Below are 22,850 nucleotides of genomic sequence, written 5' to 3'. Positions count from 1 at the left end.
GAAGACCACGGCTCATGCACATTCTGAAACTGGCCGGACGACGCCTGCTGAGCAGCATTCCGACGCTGCTCATCCTGCTCGCCGGATTGTTCATCCTCCTGCAGTTCGCCCCCGGCGACACCGTCGATGCGCTGATGGCGCAGATGGGCGGCGGCGACCCGGCGCAGGCGGCCGAGCTGCGGCGCTTCTACGGGCTGGAAGGCAGCACGGCCGTGCGCCTGCTCGACTATCTCTGGCGGCTGGTCCGGCTCGATCTCGGCTTCTCCGCCATCTACAACAAGCCGGTCGCGACCGTGATCCTGGAGCGGCTGCCGGCGACGCTGATGCTGATGCTCTCGGCGCTGAGCTTCGCCTTCTTCGCCGGCATGCTGCTCGGCATCGTCTCGGCGCAGCGCGTCAACGGCTGGGCCGACACCCTGATCTCGCTGCTCGGTCTGCTCTTCTACGCGACGCCGTCCTTCTGGCTCGGCCTGATGAGCATCGTCGTCTTCTCGATCTGGCTGGCCTGGCTGCCGCCGGGCGGGCTCTACGAGATCGGCTCGGGCGCGACCGGTATCTGGCTGGTGCTCGACATCGCCCGCCATTTGATCCAGCCGACGATCACGCTCGCCCTGATCTTCCTCGCCATCTATCTGCGCATCATGCGCGCCTCGATGCTGGAGGTCTCGACGCTCGATTTCGTCCGCACCGCCCGCGCCAAGGGGCTGACCCGCGGCGAGATCGTCCGTCGGCATGTGCTGCGCAACGCGCTCCTCCCGATGATGACGCTGATCGGCCTGCAGGCCGGCACCATGCTCGGCGGCTCTGTGGTGATCGAGAGCGTGTTCTCGCTGCCGGGCATCGGCCGCCTCGCCTATGAATCCGTGGTCCAGCGCGATCTCAACACCCTGCTCGGCATCGTCTTCGTCTCCGCCGTCATGGTCATCTGCGTGAATTTCGTCGTCGATCTGATCTATGCGCGGCTCGATCCCCGCATGAGCGCGGGAGCCTGAGCCATGAAGGCGCTCAAGCATTTCCTGATGAGCCCGGCCGCCATGCTCGGCCTCGTCCTGCTCGTCGTCATCGTCGGCCTCGCCCTGTTCGCCGACGTGCTCTATCCGCGCGATCCGCTCGGCCTCGCCGGCCGGCCGCTGCAATGGCCCAATCCCGCCGGCCGCTTCCTGCTCGGCACCGACGCATCGGGGCGCGACATCGCTGCCCAGATTGCCCATGGCGCCCGCACCACCCTGCTGATGGGCATCGTCTCGACCCTGATCGCGATCGCGATCGGCATCGTCATCGGCGCGCTCGCCGGCTTCTACGGTGGTCTCACAGACGACGTGCTGATGCGCCTCACCGAAGCTTTCCAGACCCTGCCGAACTTCATCCTGCTGCTGGTGCTGGTCGTGGTCGTCGGCTCGAACATGACGGCGGTGACGATCGCGATCGGCGTCGTCTCCTGGCCGGCTGTGGCGCGCCTGACGCGGGCGGAGTTCCTGACCCTGCGCAACCGCGAATTCGTCCAGGCCTGCCGCACGCTCGGCCTGACCAATCGCTGGATCATCTTCCGCGAGGTCCTGCCCAACGCGCTCGCCCCGATCATCGTCTATGGCAGCGTCGTCATGGCGACCGCGATCCTCCTGGAGAGCGCCCTCGCCTTCCTCGATCTCTCCGACCCGAACATCGCCTCCTGGGGCAACCTGATCGGCCAGGGCCGCAAGGTGCTGCGCAGCGAATGGTATGTCTCGGCGATTCCTGGCGTCGCCATCCTGCTGACCATTCTCTCGGTCTCGCTGGTCGGCCAGGGACTGAACGATGCGCTCAATCCGAGGCTGCGCAACCGATGAGCGTTCCCGTGTTTGCCCCGCTCGTCCGCATCGAGGACCTTTCCATCGCCCTGCCCAGGGGCGCCGACCGGCCCTTCGCCGTCGAGAAGCTGTCGCTGACCCTGAACGCCGGCGAGATCGTCTGCGTCGTCGGCGAGAGCGGCTCCGGCAAGTCGATGACCGCCTCGGCGCTGATGGGACTGCTGCCGCCCTCGCTGCCGGTCCGCAGCGGCCGGATCATGCTCGGCGAGCGCGACATCGTCCGCCTCTCCGAGGACGAGTTGCGCGCCATCCGCGGCCCTGAGATCGGCATGATCTTCCAGGAGCCGATGACGGCGCTGAACCCGCTGCGCACCGCCGGCGACCAGATCGCCGAGATGTTTCGCGCCCATACCGACCTGCCGAGGGCTGAGATCGAGGCGCGGGCGCTGAAGCTGCTCGACGAGGTCGGCATTCCCGAGCCGGCCTCGGCCTATCGCGCCTATCCGCACGAGCTCTCGGGCGGCCAGCGCCAGCGCGTGATGATCGCCATGGCGCTGGCGCTCGAACCGAAGATCCTGATCGCTGACGAGCCGACCACCGCGCTCGACGTCACCATCCAGGCGCAGATCCTCGAGCTGATCCGCGACATCCAACGCCGCACCGGCATGGCGGTGCTGTTCATCACCCATGATTTCGGCGTCGTCGCCGAGATCGCCGACCGGGTCATGGTGATGCAGCACGGCAAGGTGGTGGAATCCGGCAGCGCGCAGGCTGTGCTGCACGATCCGCAGCACCCCTACACCAAGGCGCTGATCGCGGCGGTGCCGAGCCTGATGCCCCCGCCGCCGCGCGCTCTGCCCGACCAGACTATCGCGACCGTGCGCGAGCTCTCCAAGACCTACCGCACCGGCGGCGGCTGGTTCGGCCGCAAGCAGCGCGTCACCTATGCGGTGAAGTCGGCGAGCATTTCCCTGCCGAGCCAGGCGACGCTCGGCATCGTCGGCGAGAGCGGCTCGGGCAAGTCGACCCTGGCCCGCTGCATCGTGCGCCTGCTCGATCCCGACAGCGGCGCGATCGAGCTCGGCGGCGTCGATTTCGGCGGGCTCGCGGGCGAGGCGCTGCGGCGCCAGCGCCATCTCGTCCAGATGGTCTTCCAGGATCCCCACGCCTCGCTCAACCCGCGCCGCAGCGTCGGCGATCTCGTCACCCAGGGCCTGATCGCCCGCGGCACGAAGCGTGCCGACGCGATGGCGCGCGCCAAGGAACTCTTCGCGCTCGTCGGCCTCGACCCGGCCGCGACCGACCGCCTGCCACACGAATTCTCCGGCGGCCAGCGCCAGCGCATCGGCCTTGCCAGGGCTCTGGCGCTCGAACCCAAGGTGTTGGTCGCGGACGAGGCCGTCTCGGCGCTCGACGTCTCCGTGCAGGCGCAGGTGCTCAAGCTCCTGGTCGAGCTGCGCGACAAGCTTTCGCTCTCGATGATCTTCATCACCCATGACCTGCGCGTCGCGGCGCAGATCTGCGACCGGATCGCGATCATGCAGCGCGGCGAGGTCGTCGAGCACGGCATCACCGCCGACATCTTCGCCGCGCCGAAGCATCCCTATACCCGCAAGCTGCTTTCCGCCGTGCCGGGACGAGCGAACTGACGGAGCCTCACCATGAGCGAGATCCACGAACCCGGCGAGACCTTCGTCGTCCAGCCCGGCAGCGCGACGAGCTATTGGCAGCCCGTCCCGGCCAACGGCCATATCGAGGTCGCGCTCGACCCGTCCAAGGTCAGGATGGACAATCCGCTCGCCTTCGGCACCCAGACCGTACCGCCCGGCGGCCATGTCCGCGAGCACAGCCATGACCGCCATGAGGAGGTCATCTACTTCCTCAAGGGCAAGGGCCGCGCCGTGCTCGACGGCCAGGACGTGCCGGCCGTGCCGGGCACCGCGATCTTCGTCGGCAAGAGCCGCCGCCACATGTTCATCAACGACGGCACCGAGGATCTGCACTGGGTCTGGCTGATCGTGCCGAACGGCCTCGAAGACTTCTTCCGCCTGATCGGCCGCCCGCGTATGGCAGGCGAGCCGGCCCCGGAGAATTTCCCGCGGCCGGAGAACGTGCTTGAGATCGAGCGCCAGACGGTCTTCGCGGCCCAGCCGAAGGACCAGCGTCAACCTTGAGGGAATCGGTGATGGCGAGCGAACGACGGATCGGCCTGATCGGCTTCGGCACGATCGCCCGGGACATCCATGCCCGGCTCGGGAGCGAGGGCTTCTCCTTCGCCTGCCTGCTGCGGCCGGATTCGCCGAGCCGCGCGAGCGTTCCGGAGGGCATCGCCCTCGTCGCCAGCATCGATGAGCTCCTTGCCTGGGGTCCTGCTTTGGTCGTCGAGGTCGCCGGACAGGCTGCGGTCGCCCAGACCCTTCCCGCGGTTCTCGCCGCCGGCATTCCGGTGCTGCCGGCCTCGACCGGAGCGCTCGCCGACGACGATCTCCTCGCCCGCCTCACCGAAGCCGCCGAGCAGGGCGGGACGCGGCTGATCGTGCCCTCCGGCGCGGTCGGCGGCCTCGATTATCTCGCCGCATTGCGCGAGACGGCAGACGCCCGCGTCCGCTACACCTCGCGCAAGCCGCCGGCTGCCTGGGGTCCGGAACTCGCTGCGCTTGGCCTCGCCGAGAAGGCCGCACAGATCGAGATCGCACTCTATGAGGGCACGGCGCGCGAAGCCGCCAGGCTCTATCCGAAGAACCTCAATGTCGGGCTGACCATCGCGCTGGCGGTCGGGCACGACCGCCTCTCGGTCCGCATCGTCTCCGACCCGAAGGCAGCCGGAAACACCCATGAGATCGAGGCGGAGAGTGCGCTCGGCACGGCGCGGCTGAGCTTCGTCAACCTGCCCGCCCCCGCCAACCCCAAGACCTCGGCCCTGACGGCCGCCAGCCTCACCGCGGCGATCCGCCGGCAATTCGATCGCATCGCGGTCTAGGAGAGGACATCGATGACCGCGCCCGCGCTGCCGAAGCTCGCCGACCTCGTCCCGCCGGATTTGCGGCCGGGCGCCGAGCTGCTGGCGCAGGGCGCCGCCATGGCGCGCGACTGGCAGGTCGGCCGCAACCTCTTCCTCGATACGGCTGGCGTCGCCTGCGAGGCTGACTACAAGCGGCGCATGGCGGGCGAAGGCCGCATCATGCAGCACGCCCATATCGGCTTCCGCAGCGTCGAACGCACGCTGGAGGCGATCCGGACGGTGCACGAGAGCTGCGCGAAGCTCGGCTTCGGGGTCGACCGCTTCGGCATCACGCTCGACTGGTCGATGGGCTATCCGCTTGCCGAGCGCGACAAGCGCCCGCGCGGCACCGGCATCGTGCTCTCCGGCCCCGAGGATTTTTCCCGCATCACCGGCGTCGTCCCGGCCGCGGCGCATTTCGGCGACTTCATGCTCGGCCTGCCCGGCGCGGTCGAAAACACTCGGGCCGCGCTGGCGGCCGGCGTCACCACCGTCGGCAATCTCGGCCAGTATTTCACCTTCCGCCTGCCGGACTGGGACGACGACGTCGCCACGACCGAGGCGACCGTGACGGCGCTCGGCCTGATCGCGGCCCAGCCGGTCGAGGTGCTCGTCCATTCCAATCTCGACGACGGCTTCGCCGGCCTGTTCTCCGACATGAGTTCGGCGCTCGGCATGGTCTTGATCGAGAAATACATCGTCGAGGAGCTGATCGGCGCCCGCGCCTCGCATTGCTACGGCCACCATTTCACCGCGCCGCTGGTGCGGCTCGCCTTCCATCATGCGCTGATGCAGGTGACCGACACCCCCGGCAGCATGATCTTCGGCAATACGGTCAGCTACAAGTCGACGCCGGCCGGCAATTTCGCCAGCCTCGCCAGCTATCTGCAGGCCGATATCTGGTCGCTGCGCCGCCAGCACAGCGGTCACGCGATCAACCCCGTGCCGGTCACCGAGAACGAGCGCATTCCCGACACCGACGAGATCATCGACGCCCAGACCTTCGCCGGCCGGCTGGTCGAGCACGCCTCCGGCAGCCTCGGCCTGATCGACCTCGCCCCTGTCGATGCGATGGCGGACAGCCTCGTCGCCGGCGCACACAAATTCCGCTGCCGGGTCCTCACCGGCCTTGCCGATCTCGGCGTCGACATCGCCGACGCCGCCGCGATCATGCTGGCGCTGCGCCGCATCGGCCCGCGGCGGCTGGAGGCGCTCTACGGCTCCGGCGCGTCCGACCGTGCCGCCTGGGGCGGGCGCCGCGCCGTGGTCGAGGCAGAATGGGTCGAGGAGCTCCGGCACGAGACGGAAGGCTGGCTCGACAAGGTAGCAATGCCCGCCCGCATCGGCATCGGGCAGGCCGGCCTCAAGGTCTGCATCGCCAGCAGCGACGTGCACGAGCACGGCAAGAGCCTGATCGAGCACCTGCTCACGCGATTGGACGCAGAGGCGGTCGACGGCGGCACCTCGGCCGATCCCGACGATCTCGTCGCCATTGCCCTGGCCAATGGCTGCGACGTCATCGCGATCAGCACCTATAACGGCATCGCCTTGCGCTTCGCGACCGAGGTGCTCGCAGCATTGGAGCGCGCCGGCACGAACCTGCCGGTCTGCATCGGCGGCCGCCTCAACCAGATCCCGGAGGATTCGAATTCCGGCTTGCCGGTCGACGTCACCGACGATCTCGCCCGGCTCGGCATCATCCCCTGCCCCACGCCGGAAGGCCTCGTCGCCGAGCTGGAGACGCTCGCGCGGATGCGCTCGGCGCAGGCCGGGGCTGCCTGAGGCGACCTTGGCCGCGTTGCTGACATGATCGGCGCGGAGGGTCCGGGCATGCAAGACCGGCTTCCCGAGAGGACATCAGCATGATCACCACCCGCAACCTCCTGGCGGGCGCCGCCCTTTTCGCCAGCCTCGGCCTGGCCGGCACCGCTCTCGCCCAGGGCCATCAGGGCCATGGCAGTCATGGCGCCGCGACGCCTGCCGATACGGCCGCGACGAAAGACTACAAGGCCGCCAACGACAAGATGCACAAGGAGATGAACATCAGCTTCAGCGGCGATCCCGACGTCGATTTCGCCCGCGGCATGATCCCGCATCATCAGGGCGCGGTCGACATGGCCAAGGTCGTGCTCGCCCACGGCAAGGATCCCGAATTGCGCAAGCTCGCCGAAAGCGTGATCGCCGAGCAGGAGAAGGAGATCGCCTTCCTGCGCGACTGGCTGAAGAAGCGCGGCAAGTGATGCCTGTCGCCTGCCTCCGGATTGGTGACGATCGAGAGGCAGGCTTCGCGCCGCCGCTTGCCCTGCAAGGCAGGCACTGGCAGAGAGACGCTTCAGAGTCTGTTTGACACCTCAGCCCTCATCCCGAGGAGCCGCGCAGCGGCGTCTCGAAGGATGCTCCAGATGGTTCCGGAGCCTCCTGAAACATCCTTCGAGACGCCATGTCTGCGACATGGCTCCTCAGGATGAGGGTTCGGGAGACTTGGCGAACGGTCTTTCTCGCCTCCGGCTGCTCGCGGGTTCGATGAAAAAATACCTCGACTATCTCTGGCCCCTGATCGGCCTCGTCGCCGTCGTCTGGTCGGTCGACCTGCTCTGGGACAAGCTCAAGACCGAGGCCCTGACCAACGAGGCCGTCGCGGCCCAGCTCGAACAGGCCGGCCTCTGGGACGCGGTCAAGATCGTCGCCACCGGCATCGGCCAGAAGATCGCGCTGATCCCACCCGCAGCCTTCTTCCATGCCGGCCTGGCGACGCTCGTCGCCTATGCCGCGCTCGCCTGGTACGACCGGATCGCGCTTCTGCACCTGCATCGCGAGAAGGGCATCTCCTGGGCCTATATCTCGCTCTGCTCCTTCGTCACCTACGCGCTCTCGCATAATATCGGCGCCTCGGTCTTCTCCGGCGGCATGGTGCGCTACCGCGCCTATCACGCGAAGGGACTGAGCGCCGCCGAGATCGCGATCCTGGTCGCGCTCTGCTCCTTCACATTCGCCTTCGGCACGATCATGCTGATGGGGCTGGTGCTCGTCGGCGAGCCGCAGATCCTGCGGCCATTGCACCGGCTCTCGACCTGGTTCGGCATCGGCGACAAGCAGGCCCGCCTGATCGGCTTCGGCTTGCTCGCCTTCTGCGTGCTCTACACCATCGGCGCCTGGCTGCGCTTCAAGCCGCTCAAGATCGGCTCGTTCGAGCTGGTCTATCCGCGCCTGCCGATCGTCGCCCGGCAATATCTCGCCGCGCCGCTGGAGCTGATGGGCGCCGCCGGCATCATCTATTTCGCCCTGCCAGAGCAGGGCAATCCCGGCTTCTTCATCGTGCTCGGCGCCTTCCTGATCTCGTTCTCGGCCGGCCTGCTCAGCCAGGTTCCAGGCGGGGTCGGCGTGATGGAGGCGGTGTTCCTGGCGGTGATGCCGGGCGTGCCGGCTCCCGCCGTCTTCGCGGCATTGCTGGTCTGGCGGATGTTCTACCTGATCATCCCGCTGGTGATCTCGCTGCCGATCGTGCTCGCCTTCGAACGCGCGCAGCTACGCAAGGCCCTGGCGCACGAGACGCAGCTGAAGGCGCAGGAACAGGCGGCGGCCAAGGCCGCGGCCCTGCACATCGACAAGCCGGAGTGACGGTTCAGCGCTTGAGCGCGATCGCCGCCGCCCCGAACATCAAGAGGCTGCCGATCGCCTCGGCCGGTCCGAACGGCTCGCCGAGCGCGAAGACGCCAGCCCCGACCGCGACCGCCGGGCTGATGAAGGCGTAGAGCCCGGCCCGGAAGGCGCCCCAGTCGCGCACCAGCCTGAGATAGATGGTGAAGCCGATCAGCGAGCCGCCGATCACCAGCATCGCCACAGCCGGCAGCACCGGCCACGAGACCAGCGCGCTGAAATGGGCCGGCGTCACAGTCTCCAGCAGCGCCGACATCAGGCAGAGGCCGAAGCCGCCGATCAGCGTCTGCCAGCCGGCAAGCGTCAGCGTCGGGATGCGCCCCATCACCGGCCGCGACCAGACCGCGCCGAAGCAGTAGAGCAGCGTGCCGACGGCGACCGCCGCCAGCCCCCAGAGCTCGAGCGGCCCGCCCTTGGCCGCCGCGAGCCCGCCCAGCGCCCGCGTCGAGAACAGGAAGCCAAGCCCGACCGCGCCGAGCCCGATCGCCGCGAGCTTGCGCCCGCCGATCGTATGCCCTTCGATCAGGTAGCTCGCGATGATGGTGAAGATCGGGATGGTCGCGAAATTGACGATCGCCGCGAGCCCGGTCGGTGCCTGGGCCGTGCCCCAGAACAGCAGGGTGTAGTTGCCGGTGTTGAGCAGCAGCGCTGTCATGACGACGCGCGGCCAGGCTGCGGCCGGCACCTTCAGCACGTCCCGCCCGGCCCAGGCCAGCATCAACGTGCCGGCGATGACGAAGCGCGACGCCGCCAGGAAGACCGGCGGCACATGCTGCGAACCGACCTTGATCGGCAGCCAGGTCAGGCCCCAGACGAGGCACATCAGCGCGAAGAGGACGGCGTTGCGGGACATGAGCTTGCGATTAGCGAGGGTGGCAGGGAAGGACCAATGCTGGCCCGGCATGCGGCCATGGCGTCGATGGAGGGCACCTGCCCCCATCCTCTGGCCAACGCCCGTGCCGCACTCTATTATAAGAGAATCAAGGGTATGATGATGGACGATCTCGGGTCAAGATTAGCGGAGCGGCTGCGCGGCGAGCGCGAGGGTCGCGGCTGGAGCCTGAACGATCTCGCCGAGCGCTCCGGCGTCTCGCGCGCCATGATCAGCCGGATCGAGCGCGGCGAGGCGAGCCCGACCGCGGTGCTGCTCGGCCGGCTCTCCGGCGCCTTCGGCCTGACCCTGTCGAACCTGCTGGCGCGGATCGAGAATGCGGGCGAGCGCGTGCGCCGCGCCAAGGACCAGCCGCTCTGGCGCGATCCGGAGACCGGCTTCATCCGCCGCGCGATCTCGCCAGCCGGCAATGGCGATCTCGAACTGGTCGCAGGGGAGCTGCCGCCCGGCGCGGCGATCGCCTATCCCGCCAGCTCCTACGCCTTCATCCGCCAGCAGATCTGGATGCAGTCGGGAGAGCTCGATTTCGACGAGGGCGGCATCATCACCCGGCTTCAGGTAGGCGACTGCATGGAGCTAGGCCCGCCCAGCGATTGCCGCTTTAGCAATCCCGGCACCGAGCCGGCGCGCTATCTCGTGGTGGTGAGCCGGCGCTGAGCGCCGTCAGACGCTCCCCACCGTCCTGAGCTTCGCCCGCGGGTGGATCTCGCTTTGCGAGAGCACCGGCGTCTCGCGGCGGAAGCGCTCGATGATCTGGCGCACGAAGGGCCGCGCCATGCCGGAGGTGACCAGAGCCGGCATCTCGCCGAGCCGGGCCGCATCCTCGAACTTCTCGCGCACCTGATGGACGAAGTCCTGCAGCCGCGAGGGCTGCATGGCCAGGTGCCGGTCCTCGCCCTGGCCGACGATCGATTCGGCGAAGACGCTCTCCCAGGCCGGCGACATCGTGATGATCGGCAATTGGCCGTGCTGATTGGAGAACTGCGCGCAGATCTGGCGGGCGAGGCGGACGCGGACATGCTCGGCGATATCGCGCGGATTGCGGATGCTGCCGGCGACCTCAGCGATGCCCTCCACGATCGTGCCGAGATCGCGGATCGAGATGCGCTCGGACAGCAGCAATTGCAGCACGCGCTGGATGCCGGTGGTCGAGATCTGCTGCGGCACGATCTCCTTGACGAGGTCGGCATGGTCCTTGGGCAGCTCGCGCAGGAGCTTTTGCACCTCGCCATGCGAGAGCAGCTCCGGCATATGCGACTTCAGCACCTCGGTAAGATGGGTCGAGATCACCGTCGCCGCGTCGACCACGGTGTAGCCGCGCAATTGCGCCTCGTCCTGCAGCGCCCCGTCGATCCAGGTCGCCGGCAGGCCGAAGGTCGGCTCAAGCACATTGTGGCCGGGCAGCGTCACGCTGCCGCCCATCGGGTCCATCGCCATGTACTGGCCGGGATAGACCATGCCGTGGCCGGCATCGATTTCCTTGATCTTGATGAAGTAGTGGTTCGCCTCGAGCTGGACGTTGTCGACGATGCGCACCGCCGGCATGACGAAGCCGAGCTCGGCGGCGAGCTGGCGCCGCAGCGCCCTGACCTGGTCGGTGAGGCGGTCGGCGCCGCCCGGCGCGTTGACCAGCGGCAGCAGGCCGTAGCCGATCTCGATCTTGAGCTCGTCGAGCTTGAGCAGGTCGTTCAGCGTCTCTTCCTTCGCCGTGCCGTCGGCCGCGAGCGGCGTGGCGCCCGGTACGCCCTGCACCGCCGCCTCCGCCTCGCGCGCCTTGGCGAGCTTGCCGAAATGCCGCGCCAGCCAGCCCGCGCCAGCGGCGAGCACGAGGAAGGGCAGCATCGGGATGCCCGGCAGGATGGCGATCAGCAGCATCACCGCCGCCGACATGCCGAGCGCCTTGGGATAGCCCGAGAGCTGCCGGCCGAGCGCCTTGTCGGCGGCGCCGCGCACGCCCGATTTCGAGACGAGCAGGCCGGCCGCGGTCGAGACGATCAGCGCCGGGATCTGGCTGACGAGACCGTCGCCGACGGTGAGCAGGGTGTAGCTGTGCGCCGCGGCGCCGAAGCTCATGCCTTGCTGCGCGACGCCGATGATGATGCCGCCGATCACGTTGATGAAGGTGATCAGGAGGCCGGCGATCGCGTCGCCGCGCACGAACTTGGAGGCACCGTCCATCGAGCCGAAGAAGTTGGCTTCGTCCTCCAGCGCCTTGCGCCTGACCTTGGCCACGTCCTGGTCGATCAGCCCGGCCGAGAGGTCGGCGTCGATCGCCATCTGCTTGCCCGGCAGGGCGTCGAGGGCAAAGCGCGCCGCCACCTCGGCGATGCGGCCCGAACCCTTGGTGATGACGACGAAGTTGACGATGATCAGGATGGTGAAGACGATCACCCCGATCACGAAATTGCCGCTCATCACGAAATTGCCGAAGGCCTCGATGACATGGCCGGCGGCAGCCGTGCCTTCATGGCCATGGGCGAGGATGAGGCGCGTCGAGGCGAGATTCAGCGCCAGCCGCAGCATCGTCACGATCAGCAGCACGGTCGGGAAGGCCGAGAACTCCAGCGGCTCCTCGATGAACAGCGCCGTCATCAGGACGAGCACCGACAGGATGATCGAGAGCGCCAGCAGCATGTCCAGCAGCATCGCCGGCAGCGGAAAGATCAGCACCACGAGGATGCCCATCACGCCGATGGCGAGGAACAGGTCCGGCCGGTTGAGCAGCGCGCCCATCTGGCCGCGCGTCGGCATCTGCATGCCCCCGCCGCTGCCCGCTGTCACATCGCTCATCGAAGAACCGCTCCCACGCGTCACCCGTCGCCGGACGGCTGCCGTACCCGGCAATTCTTGCCGAGCACATGGTTAACGAGTGGTTAGGAACCCTCAAAAAATCCCTTTCGGAACCTTTCCCTGAACGGGCTGTTATCGAATGGCCGCCTTCTGGCCGCATTCGGCCGTCCAATTTCAGGTGGGCCGACGACATTGGCCGCCTGGCCGAAGCATTCTGGAGGATATGTTGGATAGACGTTCATTCATGCTGAGCCTTTTCGGCGGTCTCGCCGCCGCCAGCGTCGGTGGCATGGGCATCGCGCAGGCCGCGACGGCCGCTCCTGCGGCCGCCCCGCTGCCGAGCGCGGAAGACCTCGCTCCGGAGCTGAAGGCCGGTCTCGACAAGGCCGATGCCGATTTCAGCCAGGTCGTCGTCCGCGACCGTGTCGTCGTCCGCCGGCCCCGTCCCTATCGCCGCCCGGTCGTCGTTCGCCGCACCGTCGTGGTACGCCGGCCCAGGCCTTACCGCCGGCCCGTCGTCGTGCGCCGTCGCGTGATCTACCGCTGAGAACAAGCACAATCGACAGGCGGCCTGCGTGCCGCCTGTTGCCTTTGAAGCGGCGCCAAGACCGTCTGTCGAAGGGAAAGCCTTTTGAACGAAGGACGCGAACGCCCAGGCGAGATCGTCACCGACATTCCGGCCCGGCTGGACCGGTTGCCCTGGTCGCGATTCCACACGCTCGTGGTCGTCGCGCTCGGCGTCACCTGGATTCTCGACGGGCTCGAAGTGACGCTCGCCGGAGCCGTCTCCGGCGCGCTCAAGGAAAGCCCGGTCCTGCGGTTCACCAATACCGAGGTCGGCATGGCCGGCGCCGCCTATCTCGCCGGCGCGGTCATCGGCGCCGTCTTCTTCGGCTGGCTCACCGACCGGCTCGGCCGCAAGAAGCTCTTCACCATCACCGTGCTGGTCTATCTCTCAGCCACCGCCGCCACCGCCTTTTCCTGGAACCTGTGGAGCTTCCTGCTCTTCCGTTTCCTGACCGGCATGGGCATCGGCGGCGAATACACAGCGATCAACTCGGCCATCCAGGAGCTCGTGCCGGCGCGCGTGCGCGGCTGGACCGATCTCGTCATCAACGGCTCTTTCTGGGTCGGTGCCGCGATTGGTGGCGTCGCCGCGATCATCGTGCTCGATCCGGCCTTTGTATCGCCGGACATGGGTTGGCGCCTCGCCTTCTTCATCGGCGCCGTGCTCGGGCTGATCATCATGTTCCTCAGGCAATGGATTCCGGAGAGCCCGCGCTGGCTGATGAGCCATGGCCGCATCGCCGACGCCGAACGCATCGTCGCCCACATCGAATCCTTCTCGCCGCCGCAGCCTGCCGCCAAGCTGCCGACCCTGACCTTGCGTCCGCGATCCCGCACGCCGATGCGCGAGGTCGCCCATACGCTCTTCGTCACCCATCGGCCACGCACGCTGGTGGCACTGGCGCTGATGTCCTCGCAGGCCTTCTTCTACAACGCGATCTTCTTCACCTACGCCCTGGTCCTGACCGACTTCTACGCCGTCCCGTCCAATCTGATCGGCTGGTTCATCCTGCCCTTCGCCGCCGGCAACTTCCTCGGCCCGGTCCTGATTGGCCGGCTCTTCGACACGCTCGGCCGTCGCCCGATGATCGCCGCGACCTATATCCTCTCCGGTCTGCTTCTCGCCGGCACGGGCTATCTCTTCGCGCACGAACTGGTCAGCGCCAGTCAACTGACCATCTGCTGGAGCGTCGTCTTCTTCTTCGCATCCGCGGCGGCGAGTTCGGCGTATCTGACCGTGAGCGAAACCTATCCGCTCGAGATCCGGGCGCTGGCGATCGCGGTGTTCTATTCGCTCGGCACCGGGCTCGGCGGCGTCGCCGGCCCCTGGCTGTTCGGCATCCTGATCGACAGCGGCTCGCGCATGAGCGTGTTCGGCGGCTATCTGTTCGGCGCCGTGCTGATGATCGCAGCCGGCCTGATCGCCTGGTTCTTCGCGGTGAAGGCGGAACGCCGCTCGCTCGAGGACATCAGCAAGCCGCTGGGAGCGGTTTGAGAATGAGGCGGACCTTGATGGAGCGATTGCGCCTCAAACCGTCACAACAAGCTAGCGGCCGGACTCCCGCGCCGTCGGCCCTTTGTGAACCATCGTCGCAATGCGAACGTGACGAAAGGTCAGCAAAGGGAATAGAGTGAGGCTCGTGGGAACGCGGCGCCTGGATCGAACCAACTGGAGGCATGAACATGGATCGACGTTCATTCGTGATGGCGCTCTTCGGCGGTCTCGCCGCGGCCAGCGTCGGCGGCATCGCCGCTTCGGAAGCCGCGCAGCCCAAGCTCGCCCCGCTGCCGGCCAGGAAGCCGGAAGAGCTGCCTGAGGAGATGAAGGAAGGCCTCGACAAGACCGACGCCGACTTCAGCCAGTACTATTATTATCGCCGCCCGCGCTATGTCCGGCGCTATTATTACCGCCCGCGCTACTATTACCGCCCGCGGCGCTACTACTATCGTCGCCGCTACTACTGAGCGGTTTGCGACGGGCCGGAGCTCTGCTCCGGCCCGCTTCTCTTTCGGCGCTTGTCGTCGCGTGTCAGAGCGAGTTCGTCCGTGCCTGCCCCGGCTCGGCGACGGGCACGCCGGCGGCGACATACTCGCTGAGCTTGTTGCGCAGCGTTCGGATCGAGATGCCCAAGATCTTGGCGGCATGGGTCCGGTTGCCCAGGCAATGATCGAGCGTATCGAGGATCAGGTCGCGCTCGACATCGGCGACGGTCCGTCCGACCAGGCCGCGCGTCACCGCCTCCGCCGTCTGCGCCGCCCGCGAGGCGACATCGCGCCCGCTGGCCGGGCCGAGCGTCTCGCCCTCCGGCGTCAGCATCGCCTCGGTGCCGATCTCGACGCCTTGTGCCAGCAGCACGGCGCGATGCACGGTGTTCTCCAGCTCGCGGACATTGCCGCGCCAGCTGTTGCCGAGCAGGAGCTTGCGCGCCTCGGCTGCGATCGGCCGCAGCGGCATGCCGTTGAGCTCGGCATATTTCTTGGCGAAGTGGTCGGCCAGCGCCAGGATGTCGCCCGGCCGCTCGCGCAGCGCCGGCAGGCGCAGGTGCACGACGTTAAGCCGATAGAACAGGTCCTCGCGGAAGGAGCCCTCGCGCACCGCGTCGCCGAGATTGCGGTTCGAGGTCGCGATGATGCGCAGGTCGACCTTGACCGGCTGGGTCCCACCGACCCGATCGATCATCCGCTCCTGCAGCGCGCGCAGCAGCTTGGCCTGCAGACGCACATCCATCTCCGAGATCTCGTCAAGCAGGAGCGTGCCGCCATTGGCCTCCTCGAACTTGCCGATCCGCCGGGCGATCGCGCCGGTGAAGGCGCCCTTCTCATGGCCGAACAGTTCGGATTCGAGCAGGTTGTCGGGGATCGCCGCGCAGTTCACCGCGACGAAGGGCTTGTCCTTGCGCAGCGACTTCTGGTGCAGGTGCTGCGCGATCATCTCCTTGCCGGTGCCGCTCTCGCCGGTGACCAGCACAGGGGCATCCGAGCGTGCGATCTGGTTGGCGAGCTGGACGACGCGCTCCATCGCCGGGTCGCGCCAGATCAGGCTCGCCTTGTCACCGGCGACGGCGGCGAGCACGGCGGCGATCAGCTCGGGATCGGGCGGCAGGGGCACATATTCGCGCGCGCCGGCCTGGATCGCCGCGACGGCGGCACGGGCATCGGTCGAGGTGCCGCAGGCGACCAGCGGCGTGCGGATGCGCTCGACCTCGAGCGCCGCGACCAGCTTGGCGATCGGCTGCTCGACATCGACCATCAAGAGGTCGCCGCCCTTGGCGCGCAGCACCGCCAGCGCCTGCTCGATGCTCTCGGCATGGGTGACGGCGGCGCCCTGCGACACCGCGATCTTGGCGGCGGTGATGAGCTGGCCCTTGAGGCTGCCGACGATGATGAGGCGCATGGCTCAGGCCTTCCTTGAAAAATGCAGTCGCTCCGGCCGGTTCGTCACCGGTCGGTCTTGATGATTTCCGTCATGGTCACGCCGAGACGCTCCTCGACCACCACGACCTCGCCGCGCGCCACCAGGCGCTCATTGACGAAGATGTCGATCGCCTCGCCGACACGCCGGTCGAGCTCCAGCACCGTGCCGGGCGTGACGCGCAGGAGATCGCCGACCGCGATCCGCGACGAGCCGAGCACGGCGGAGACCGTGACCGGCACGTCGAAAACCTGTTCGAGATCCTCCGCCGTCTTGACCGGAACCGGCCCCGAGCGCGCCACCGAGTCCGCGGCATTATGGTCGAAGGAGAGATCGGCCGGGTTGAGCGGCGGCAGGTTGAGGTCGTTTTCGTTTGGCATCTGTCTTACCCCGCTATGGCATCGGACCGAAGAGTGGACTCCACTTTCCGGAATAATCCGAGGCGATAACAATGTGATAGATCATCATGACCGCGTCCGTTCGGACGCGTGATGGTCCAGCTGGCCGAAAACGGCCCTGACGGCCTTGTCGACCGCTTCGTCAAGCGCCGCGCTTTCGATCGCGATGCCGCCATCGGCCCATTCGAGCTTGCCGTCACCGAGCGCGATGTCGGGTTCGCCGAGCACGACGATCCGGCCCGCGAAGCCGGTCTCGCGCGCGAGACCGGCGAGCTTGCCTTCGACGGTCTCGACCAGGCTTTCATGCACCCGGATCGCCAGATGCGGCGCGTGCCGGGCATGGGCCAGGCATTCGCGCGCCGCAGCGAGCAATTGCGCCAGCGGCTTGTCGGCGAGGGCTGCACCCGCGAGACTGCGCGCGGTCGCGACCGCGAGCTGCGCGGCCTGTGCCTCGATCTGCGCCAGTCGCTCGTCCTGCTGCGCCAGCAGCCGCTCGCTCTGGCGCACCAATTGCGACAGCAGCGCGCCCAGCTGCTGCTCGGCCTCGCGCCGGGCCTGGTCGAGGCCGCTGCGGAAGGCCTCGGCCTTGGCCGCCTCCAGCGCCGCCTCGTCGACCGCCTTGCGGCTGTTACCGCTGAAGTCGGTGGCGAACATGAACTTTTTCGCTGCTGCCATCTCAGTACACCAGCTCGTCTTCGGAATTGCCCTTGGAGATGACGATCTCGCCCTTCTCGGCTAGGTCCTTGGCCAGCGTCACCATCTTCATCTGAGCCTCGTCGACCTCCTTGAGACGCAAGGGGCCGAGACCCTGCATGTCGTCCTGCAGGTTCTTGGCAGCACGCTGCGACATCGCCCCGAGGAAGAAGGTGCGCATCTCTTCGTTCGCGCCCTTGAGGGCGCGCGCCAGCATGTCCTTGTCGACCTGGCGCATCAGCGTCTGCAGGCCGGCGGAGTCGAGCTTGCCGAGATCTTCGAAGGTGAACATCAGGGCGCGGATGCGCTCGGCCGATTCCTGGTTCGTCGCGTCGAGCGCGGCGAGGAAGCGCATCTCGGTCTGGCGGTCGAAGCCATTGAAGATCTCGGCCATCATCTCGTGCGGGTCGCGCCGGCGCGTCTGCGTCAGCGTCGAGACGAACTCGGTGCGCAGCGTGTTCTCGATATGGTCAAGCGCCTCCTTCTGCACCGATTCCATGCGCAGCATCCGGCTGACCACCTCGATCGAGAGCTCGTTCGGCAGGTTGCGCAGCACATTGGCCGAGTGATCCGGCCGGATGCGCGACAGGATCACGGCGATGGTCTGCGGGTATTCGTTCTTGAGGAAGTTGGCGAGCACGACGGCGTCGATATTGCCGAGCTTCTGCCACATGTTGCGGCCAGCGGGACCACGGATCTCCTCCATGATCAGCGCGACCTGATCGCTCGGCAGGATCTTCTCAAGCAGCGAGATCGTCCGGTCGAAGGAGCCGGTGATCGCGCCGGCGCTGGAGAGCCGGCCGACGAAATCGAGCATCAGCTTCTCGACCTGGTCGGAATCGACCGTGCCGAGTTCCGCCATCGCCCGGGTGATGATGCGGATCTCCTCGTCGTCGAACTCCTGCCAGATCACCCGTCCATGCTCTTCGCCGAGGATGAGCAGGATGACGGCGGCGCGCTGCGGCCCGGTCATGGCATCGAGCGTCGTCGGGCCACCCGAATAGCTGGACTCCTCGTCCGAATCGGCGCTGCGGGTTGCGATGGAGCGTGTCGCCATGGTTCAGGCTCCCGTCACGCCGGTGCTTTCTCGTGGATCCAGCCGCGTAGCACGGCGACGGAATCCGCGGGATTCTGCGCAACCATGGCGCCGATCTTCTCGACCGACTGGGCCTTGAGCTGGCCCTTGATCTGCGCGATCGCGAGCATGCGCTCGGACGGCGCATCGACATCGATCTGGCCGGGCTCGCCGCCGGCGCTCGCGCCAGCGCCAGACGAGAACGTCGAGGGATCGCCGGTGCCCTGGTCGACGATGACCGCGCCATTGCGCATGAAGCTCGGGATGCCGCGGATCTCGCGATCGGGCGCCAGGACCTGTTTGAGCAGCGGACGTACCACAACCATCAGCACGATCAGGACGAGCAGCGCGATCACGCCCATCTCGGCGAAGCGGACGATGTCCTCCTTGGTGAAGGAGGTGAGTTGCTGCATCAGCGTCTGCTCGGTCAGGTCCGTCGGGGCCTGCGGGGCTTCGGCAAAACGCAGATTCACGACCTCGACCTGATCGCCGCGCTGACGGTCGAAGCCGATTGCGGTCCGCACCAATTGCCCGATGCGCTCCAATTCCTCTTGCGAGCGCGGCTGATAGGTCGTCTCGGTGCCCTGCCGGCTGTAGACGCCGTCGACGAGCACCGCGACCGAGAGCTTGCGCACGCGCCCGCCCTCCTGCACCTCGGTGCGGGTGGTGCGCGAGATCTCGTAGTTGACGAGTTCGTCGTTCTTCGAGCTGGTGTCGCGCTGCTGGCCCTGCTGCTGGCCCTGGTTCTGCTGCGCACCCGGTAATTCGTTGCCGACGGTGACGCCTTCGCGCTGTTCGCTGCTGGCGGAGGTTTCGGTCCGGTTCTGGCTGGAGCGGATGACCTTGCTCTCGGGATCGAAGGTCTCGGAGCGGCTCTCGATCCGGTTCGAATCGAGCAGGGCCGAGACCTGCACGCGGGCGCGCCCGGGACCGACGATGCTGGCGACGATGTCGTCGACCTGCGCCTTGATCCGCCGCTCTATCGCGCCCTGGCGCTCGTCCAGCGCCACGCCGATCATGCCCTGCTCACCCTGGGCGCCGTCGGCGAGGAGCCGGCCGCGCTCATCGACGATCGAGACGCGCTCCGGCTTCAGCCCGTCGACGGCCGAGGAGACGAGATGGCGGATCGCCCGGACCTGGGCGTTGTCGAGATCGCCGGCGAGCTTGAGAGCGATCGAGGCGCGCGGCGGCTCGCGATCGCGCTCGAACAGGCGCCGCTCGGGAATGACCAGATGGACGCGCGCCGCCTGGACGCGGCCGATCGAGCGGATGGTGCGCGACAGCTCGCCTTCGAGCGCGCGCAGATGGTTGATGTTCTGGACGAAGCTGGTCGAGGAGAAGGCGTCGCCCTTGTCGAAGATCTCGTAGCCGACGCCGCCGCCGGATGGGATGCCCTTTCCGGCGAGCTCGAGCCTGAGCTTCGGCACGTCGGCCCGCGACGCCAGGATGGTCTGACCGTCGCCGCGCAATTCGTACTTGATCCCGCGCGTGTCGAGATCCTTGGTGATAGCGCTGACGTCCTGGCTCGACAGATCGGCGAAGAGCACGCCCATCGCCGGCTGCGACATGCGCAGCATGACGAAGGCGAAGAAGCCGATCAGCGCCAGCGTCACCGCCAGCATCGCCGCCAGCCGCGCCGCGCCGAATCTCCGGAACTGATCGAGTAGCCCGTTCACGCCGTTCTTCCGTCGCCCGGTGCCTGCGAGACCAACGCGCAGACGCACCACTAGGCAAGTTTTTCCCGGTGCATGGTTAGCGCCCGGTTAACGACGGTTAGGAAACGGCACAGTTCGTTCGGGCCCGGCCCCGTCGCCAGAACGCGAAGGGCGCCGGCCGATTGGCCGACGCCCCGTGAATTCTCTTAGATACCAGAAGGACTTACTGGCGATAATGCTGGATGCGGGTGGTGCGCAGGCCGGCAAGGCCATGCTGGTCGATCGAGGACTGCCAGCTCAGAAATTCGTCGACCGTCAGCGTATAGCGCTGGCAGGCCTCCTCCAGGCTGAGCAGGCCACCGCGCACGGCGGCGACGACCTCGGCCTTGCGCCGGATCACCCAGCGACGCGTGTTCATCGGCGGCAGATCGGCGATCGTCAACGGGCTGCCATCGGGCCCGATGACATATTTGACGCGCGGTCGCAGCGGCTCGGTCATGGTACTCTCACACAACTCAACAGACCTACTGCCAGAGAGCCTAGCCCCGGCGGGCTTAAATTTTGCCTAAAGCAATCACACAGGCTTTCGGCATGGCTCATGGCGCGCCCCGTCAGGGGGTGCTCTTCACCGATTTGACCTTGTCCAGCGAGACCCTGATCGCACCGATCAGCAGTGTCGGCACGGCGCTCGAGAAATCGATGCCGTCGACCTTGCCGGTGATCTCGGTCTTGACCGTGATCGCCGCGCCGGAAAGGTCCTTACCGTCGACCGTGATGGTATATTCTCCCTCCGCAGCCGTGGCGCCAGTCGAGGTCTTGCCGTCCCAGCTATAGGTCTGGTCACCGGCGGTCAGCGTCTTCGTACCGCTGAAGACCACGTTCCCTTTCGCATCTTTGATCGTGATCGTGCCGGTGCCGCCCTTGGAAGCGTTGAGCTTCCACTCGGCCTTGCCGTCCTTGAACTGCGTCGCCGCGCCGTCGGCGGTGACGGTCTGCCCGACGAAGCCGATCGCGCTCGCGCCCGTCGTCGCCTTGCTGACGGCGAGCAGCGCGGTCAGCGTCTCGTTCTGCTTGAGCTGCTGCTCGACGCCGGCGAACTGCACGAGCTGTTGAGTGAACTGGTTGGTGTCGAGCGGGTCGAGCGGGTTCTGGTTGCGGAGCTGCGTCGTCAGGAGGGTCAGGAACTGATCGAAGTTGTTGGCGATCGAGGTGCCGCCGGTCGCGGTGTTGTTCTGAGCGGCGGCGATCTGCTGGGGGCTCCAGGTGCCAGTGTTGGAAACGGCCATATCCCGTCCCTCCTTCAGATGCTGAGATCGACGCCGCCGAGGCGGCTGGCGTTGCGCGGCAGGTTCGCCACCTCGGTGACAAGCGCGCTGTCGTCGGAAATCTGGACCCAGGCACGGCGACCGTGCTGCGACTCGTTTTCATGCCGCTGCTGCTGGCGCGCACCCGACTGGTCGGATTGGTCGCGCAGGCTCATATCGATGCCGCCCTCGGACGGCTTCAGCCCGGCCTGCTCGAAGGCACGCTCGAGCGTGCGCGCATCGCGCTGGAGCATATGCAGCGTCTCGACCCGATCCACGGTCAACTTGGCGCTGACCTCGCCCTTGTCGGAGATTTCCAGGCGAACATCGATCCGGCCGAGCTCGGCCGGATCCAGCCTGATGTCGAAGCGCTTGTTGCCGGCGAGCGCCTGGGCGCCGATCTCGACCGGCACGACATGCAGCGGCGTCGCCCGGCCGCTGTCGCCCGACGGCATCTTGTGGGCGGCCTCCGCCTGCGCATGGGCCGTCGCCTGGGCGGCCGCGTCGAGCTCGGTCAAGGGCACCTGCGGCTGGATCAGGCTCTGTGGTCCCGCGGCAAGAATGGCCTGCGGGCTCAACGGAGCGCTGGTCGGCTGGGCGTTGGCAGCCGACGCAGCGGCGTCCGGGGCGCCCGCCGGGGCCGGCTGGCTTGCGGTCGCCGCCTCACTGACCTTCACCTCGCCAGCCAAGGCGATCGGAGCACCCTTCCCGGCTTCGCCCCCGTCCTGCGGCATGGTCTGAGCATCGGCCGTCTTGGCGTCGCTTGGCGGCGCCTCTCCGGACGCCAGGCCGGCCTTGGTCTTGATCCCCGCCGCTAGGAGTTGCGGCGTTAGTCCGGCTTTGCCTCCGGCCACGGCGACCTCGCCACCCGTGCTGGCCTGACCATCGGCCTTCACTGGCGCGGCCGGCATCGGCACTGCGAGACCGCCCGGCACGGCTTGTGCGGGGGCAACCGCGACAACGCTTGCCGCAACCGTCTGTCCCTCAGGCTTACCCTCGGGCGTGGCGGCGCCCTCCGGCTTGGCCGGCTGTGCGCCCTGAAGCGTCAGCGCCGCCAGCACCAGGAACTCCGCAGCGACATTGAGGACCGGCACGGGCACGGGCTGTGTCACCGCTCCCGCCACCAACTGCTCGTCGGGCCCGACCTTGTCGATCACGGGCGTGCTTTCGAGCGGAGCCGCGAGTGCAGGCTGGTTCTCGTCGCCGATCTTGCCTTCCGCAGGCTTGCTGCTCGCGGCGGCCTTCGCTTGCTCGGTCTCGACGGGAGCAGCCTTCGGCGTAGCCAGTTCTGCGCCGGCACCGTCCTTTGGCTTGCCGGGCTGCTCTTTCGCGTCTGCCGTCCTGCTCTCCTTGCCGGGCTCGCTGGCGCGGGCTGGCGAATTGCCTTCGGCCGCGGTCTTGCGGGCGCCGTCTTCCGGTTTCGAAGGCCCGCCCGTCTCCGCGCTCTCGCGCGCAGCGCGATCATCGTCGCGGCGCGCACGCGGCTGCTCAACCGGCTCCTCCGGTAGGGAAAAAGCCTGCTCCGGCTCGCTCCGCTCCGGCGCGCGGCGGTTGGGAAGCGGGATCTCGGGCAGCGCGGACGAACGCGAGACCGGCGCGGCGGACATGGGGTACTCTCC

The 22,850-nt window shown here is 67.6% G+C and carries 22 protein-coding genes; 12 read left to right on the top strand and 10 right to left on the bottom strand.

Features of this window, described 5'->3' with window-relative positions; all coding sequences use genetic code 11:
• Positions 1 to 14: 14 nt before the first annotated feature.
• The 8 genes from BMZ69_RS10595 (at position 15) to BMZ69_RS10560 (ending at position 8,406) form a co-directional block, all read left to right on the top strand.
• Positions 15 to 992 (top strand): ABC transporter permease, encoded by a 978-nt coding sequence (locus BMZ69_RS10595; protein ID WP_092156596.1) that lies wholly within the window; start codon positions 15 to 17, stop codon positions 990 to 992.
• A gap of 3 nt (positions 993 to 995) precedes the next feature.
• Positions 996 to 1,826 carry an ABC transporter permease gene (locus BMZ69_RS10590; protein WP_092156595.1) on the top strand — a complete coding sequence of 277 codons (831 nt, stop codon included), beginning with the start codon at positions 996 to 998 and terminating at the stop codon, positions 1,824 to 1,826.
• On the top strand, positions 1,823 to 3,436 hold the full coding sequence (locus tag BMZ69_RS10585; protein ID WP_092156594.1) for an ABC transporter ATP-binding protein: 1,614 nt from the start codon (positions 1,823 to 1,825) through the stop codon (positions 3,434 to 3,436). Before BMZ69_RS10590 ends, BMZ69_RS10585 begins: the two co-directional genes overlap by 4 nt.
• A gap of 12 nt (positions 3,437 to 3,448) precedes the next feature.
• Positions 3,449 to 3,961, top strand: a complete 513-nt coding sequence (locus BMZ69_RS10580) for a cupin domain-containing protein (RefSeq protein ID WP_092156593.1) — start codon at positions 3,449 to 3,451, stop codon at positions 3,959 to 3,961.
• Between the two features lie 11 nt (positions 3,962 to 3,972).
• Positions 3,973 to 4,767 (top strand): aspartate dehydrogenase, encoded by a 795-nt coding sequence (locus BMZ69_RS10575; protein WP_092156592.1) that lies wholly within the window; start codon positions 3,973 to 3,975, stop codon positions 4,765 to 4,767.
• Positions 4,768 to 4,779: 12 nt separating this feature from the next.
• A complete protein-coding gene (locus BMZ69_RS10570; RefSeq protein WP_092156591.1) occupies positions 4,780 to 6,570 on the top strand; it encodes a cobalamin-dependent protein in 1,791 nt (596 codons plus the stop codon).
• A gap of 80 nt (positions 6,571 to 6,650) precedes the next feature.
• Positions 6,651 to 7,028, top strand: a complete 378-nt coding sequence (locus tag BMZ69_RS10565) for a CopM family metallochaperone (protein ID WP_092156590.1) — start codon at positions 6,651 to 6,653, stop codon at positions 7,026 to 7,028.
• Between the two features lie 283 nt (positions 7,029 to 7,311).
• Positions 7,312 to 8,406: a lysylphosphatidylglycerol synthase transmembrane domain-containing protein gene (locus tag BMZ69_RS10560; RefSeq protein ID WP_092156589.1), complete on the top strand. Its 1,095-nt coding sequence runs from the start codon at positions 7,312 to 7,314 to the stop codon at positions 8,404 to 8,406.
• 4 nt (positions 8,407 to 8,410) lie between these two features.
• Here BMZ69_RS10560 and BMZ69_RS10555 read toward each other — a convergent pair whose 3' ends face one another.
• Entirely contained in the window at positions 8,411 to 9,298 is an 888-nt protein-coding gene (locus BMZ69_RS10555; protein WP_092156588.1) for a DMT family transporter, read from the bottom strand.
• A 141-nt stretch (positions 9,299 to 9,439) separates the two neighbouring features.
• Between BMZ69_RS10555 and BMZ69_RS10550 the strand changes: the two genes are divergently transcribed.
• Positions 9,440 to 9,994 carry a helix-turn-helix domain-containing protein gene (locus BMZ69_RS10550; protein ID WP_210188011.1) on the top strand — a complete coding sequence of 185 codons (555 nt, stop codon included), beginning with the start codon at positions 9,440 to 9,442 and terminating at the stop codon, positions 9,992 to 9,994.
• 6 nt (positions 9,995 to 10,000) lie between these two features.
• On the opposite strand, the gene flhA is transcribed toward BMZ69_RS10550, so the two are convergent.
• A complete protein-coding gene (gene flhA, locus BMZ69_RS10545; RefSeq protein WP_092156587.1) occupies positions 10,001 to 12,127 on the bottom strand; it encodes a flagellar biosynthesis protein FlhA in 2,127 nt (708 codons plus the stop codon).
• 244 nt (positions 12,128 to 12,371) lie between these two features.
• Here flhA and BMZ69_RS10540 point away from each other — a divergent pair, with 244 nt between their 5' ends.
• The 3 genes from BMZ69_RS10540 to BMZ69_RS10530 all read left to right on the top strand — a co-directional run bounded on the left by BMZ69_RS10540 (position 12,372) and on the right by BMZ69_RS10530 (position 14,659).
• Positions 12,372 to 12,674: a hypothetical protein gene (locus BMZ69_RS10540; RefSeq protein WP_092156586.1), complete on the top strand. Its 303-nt coding sequence runs from the start codon at positions 12,372 to 12,374 to the stop codon at positions 12,672 to 12,674.
• Positions 12,675 to 12,758: 84 nt separating this feature from the next.
• Entirely contained in the window at positions 12,759 to 14,189 is a 1,431-nt protein-coding gene (locus BMZ69_RS10535) for an MFS transporter (protein ID WP_092156585.1), read from the top strand.
• 188 nt (positions 14,190 to 14,377) lie between these two features.
• Positions 14,378 to 14,659, top strand: coding sequence for a hypothetical protein (locus BMZ69_RS10530; RefSeq protein ID WP_092156584.1), 282 nt, complete (start codon positions 14,378 to 14,380; stop codon positions 14,657 to 14,659).
• Between the two features lie 64 nt (positions 14,660 to 14,723).
• Here BMZ69_RS10530 and BMZ69_RS10525 read toward each other — a convergent pair whose 3' ends face one another.
• The 8 genes from BMZ69_RS10525 to BMZ69_RS10490 form a co-directional block, all read right to left on the bottom strand.
• Positions 14,724 to 16,088 carry a sigma-54-dependent transcriptional regulator FlbD gene (locus BMZ69_RS10525; protein WP_092156583.1) on the bottom strand — a complete coding sequence of 455 codons (1,365 nt, stop codon included), beginning with the start codon at positions 16,086 to 16,088 and terminating at the stop codon, positions 14,724 to 14,726.
• Between the two features lie 44 nt (positions 16,089 to 16,132).
• Entirely contained in the window at positions 16,133 to 16,486 is a 354-nt protein-coding gene (gene fliN, locus BMZ69_RS10520) for a flagellar motor switch protein FliN (protein WP_092156582.1), read from the bottom strand.
• An 84-nt stretch (positions 16,487 to 16,570) separates the two neighbouring features.
• A complete protein-coding gene (locus BMZ69_RS10515; RefSeq protein WP_092156581.1) occupies positions 16,571 to 17,179 on the bottom strand; it encodes a FliH/SctL family protein in 609 nt (202 codons plus the stop codon).
• 1 nt (position 17,180) lies between these two features.
• Entirely contained in the window at positions 17,181 to 18,254 is a 1,074-nt protein-coding gene (gene fliG / locus BMZ69_RS10510; protein WP_092156580.1) for a flagellar motor switch protein FliG, read from the bottom strand.
• 14 nt (positions 18,255 to 18,268) lie between these two features.
• Positions 18,269 to 19,948, bottom strand: coding sequence for a flagellar basal-body MS-ring/collar protein FliF (gene fliF, locus BMZ69_RS10505; RefSeq protein WP_092156579.1), 1,680 nt, complete (start codon positions 19,946 to 19,948; stop codon positions 18,269 to 18,271).
• Between the two features lie 202 nt (positions 19,949 to 20,150).
• Positions 20,151 to 20,426, bottom strand: a complete 276-nt coding sequence (locus tag BMZ69_RS10500) for a CtrA inhibitor SciP (RefSeq protein ID WP_057191455.1) — start codon at positions 20,424 to 20,426, stop codon at positions 20,151 to 20,153.
• Between the two features lie 112 nt (positions 20,427 to 20,538).
• Complete coding sequence (locus BMZ69_RS10495) at positions 20,539 to 21,213, bottom strand: flagellar hook assembly protein FlgD (protein WP_092156578.1); 675 nt, start codon at positions 21,211 to 21,213, stop codon at positions 20,539 to 20,541.
• 14 nt (positions 21,214 to 21,227) lie between these two features.
• On the bottom strand, positions 21,228 to 22,838 hold the full coding sequence (locus BMZ69_RS10490; RefSeq protein WP_139219027.1) for a flagellar hook-length control protein FliK: 1,611 nt from the start codon (positions 22,836 to 22,838) through the stop codon (positions 21,228 to 21,230).
• Positions 22,839 to 22,850: the final 12 nt, after the last annotated feature.

Origin of the sequence: Allobosea sp. CRIB-10 (genome assembly GCF_900112185.1) — a bacterium.
Classification (GTDB): Bacteria; Pseudomonadota; Alphaproteobacteria; order Rhizobiales; family Beijerinckiaceae; genus Allobosea.
Note: the sequence above shows the minus strand (reverse complement) of the source record. Positions and strands in the feature narration are given on the sequence as shown.

Excerpts from the sequence above, each read along its gene's own strand:
- BMZ69_RS10595 (WP_092156596.1), top strand. The coding sequence starts at position 15 with ATGCACATTCTGAAACTGGCCGGACGACGCCTGCTGAGCAGCATTCCG.
- BMZ69_RS10590 (WP_092156595.1), top strand. The coding sequence starts at position 996 with ATGAAGGCGCTCAAGCATTTCCTGATGAGCCCGGCCGCCATGCTCGGC.
- BMZ69_RS10585 (WP_092156594.1), top strand. The coding sequence starts at position 1,823 with ATGAGCGTTCCCGTGTTTGCCCCGCTCGTCCGCATCGAGGACCTTTCC.
- BMZ69_RS10580 (WP_092156593.1), top strand. The coding sequence starts at position 3,449 with ATGAGCGAGATCCACGAACCCGGCGAGACCTTCGTCGTCCAGCCCGGC.
- BMZ69_RS10575 (WP_092156592.1), top strand. The coding sequence starts at position 3,973 with ATGGCGAGCGAACGACGGATCGGCCTGATCGGCTTCGGCACGATCGCC.
- BMZ69_RS10570 (WP_092156591.1), top strand. The coding sequence starts at position 4,780 with ATGACCGCGCCCGCGCTGCCGAAGCTCGCCGACCTCGTCCCGCCGGAT.
- BMZ69_RS10565 (WP_092156590.1), top strand. The coding sequence starts at position 6,651 with ATGATCACCACCCGCAACCTCCTGGCGGGCGCCGCCCTTTTCGCCAGC.
- BMZ69_RS10560 (WP_092156589.1), top strand. The coding sequence starts at position 7,312 with ATGAAAAAATACCTCGACTATCTCTGGCCCCTGATCGGCCTCGTCGCC.
- BMZ69_RS10555 (WP_092156588.1), bottom strand. The coding sequence starts at position 9,298 with ATGTCCCGCAACGCCGTCCTCTTCGCGCTGATGTGCCTCGTCTGGGGC.
- BMZ69_RS10550 (WP_210188011.1), top strand. The coding sequence starts at position 9,440 with ATGGACGATCTCGGGTCAAGATTAGCGGAGCGGCTGCGCGGCGAGCGC.
- flhA (WP_092156587.1), bottom strand. The coding sequence starts at position 12,127 with ATGAGCGATGTGACAGCGGGCAGCGGCGGGGGCATGCAGATGCCGACG.
- BMZ69_RS10540 (WP_092156586.1), top strand. The coding sequence starts at position 12,372 with ATGCTGAGCCTTTTCGGCGGTCTCGCCGCCGCCAGCGTCGGTGGCATG.
- BMZ69_RS10530 (WP_092156584.1), top strand. The coding sequence starts at position 14,378 with ATGGATCGACGTTCATTCGTGATGGCGCTCTTCGGCGGTCTCGCCGCG.
- BMZ69_RS10525 (WP_092156583.1), bottom strand. The coding sequence starts at position 16,088 with ATGCGCCTCATCATCGTCGGCAGCCTCAAGGGCCAGCTCATCACCGCC.
- fliN (WP_092156582.1), bottom strand. The coding sequence starts at position 16,486 with ATGCCAAACGAAAACGACCTCAACCTGCCGCCGCTCAACCCGGCCGAT.
- BMZ69_RS10515 (WP_092156581.1), bottom strand. The coding sequence starts at position 17,179 with ATGGCAGCAGCGAAAAAGTTCATGTTCGCCACCGACTTCAGCGGTAAC.
- fliG (WP_092156580.1), bottom strand. The coding sequence starts at position 18,254 with ATGGCGACACGCTCCATCGCAACCCGCAGCGCCGATTCGGACGAGGAG.
- BMZ69_RS10500 (WP_057191455.1), bottom strand. The coding sequence starts at position 20,426 with ATGACCGAGCCGCTGCGACCGCGCGTCAAATATGTCATCGGGCCCGAT.
- BMZ69_RS10495 (WP_092156578.1), bottom strand. The coding sequence starts at position 21,213 with ATGGCCGTTTCCAACACTGGCACCTGGAGCCCCCAGCAGATCGCCGCC.
- BMZ69_RS10490 (WP_139219027.1), bottom strand. The coding sequence starts at position 22,838 with ATGTCCGCCGCGCCGGTCTCGCGTTCGTCCGCGCTGCCCGAGATCCCG.